1 protein-coding gene is annotated in these 269 nt (G+C 39.4%); it reads right to left on the reverse strand.

Features of this window, described 5'->3' with window-relative positions; translation table 11 throughout:
• Positions 1-269: GyrI-like domain-containing protein (locus tag RYX56_RS22605; protein ID WP_317124156.1), on the reverse strand; the 269-nt coding region annotated here is incomplete at both ends.

Below are 269 nucleotides of genomic sequence, written 5' to 3' on the forward strand. Positions count from 1 at the left end.
GTCAGCAAGCTCAAAACCGGAAGTAGGAAGCCACTCAGAATACAAATGTTTCCATGCTTCTAATATATTCGGAATAACTGCCCAAGTGTTGTGTGTCATGGTAATGCACTCCATATCCTTTGGAACCTCTCCGTCATACCGTATCCCCATAAAGTAAGTAAATTCTTCATTCATGATGGCTGCTTCTTTTCCACAAACACCTAAAATGCTTTCAAGCGTACATTTCGGATTTTCCCACGACATTTCAATTAGTTTTTGTGTAAATCCAT

It is taken from the genome of Alkalihalophilus lindianensis (assembly GCF_032843265.1).
Classification (GTDB): domain Bacteria; phylum Bacillota; class Bacilli; order Bacillales; family Bacillaceae_D; genus Alkalihalophilus; species Alkalihalophilus lindianensis.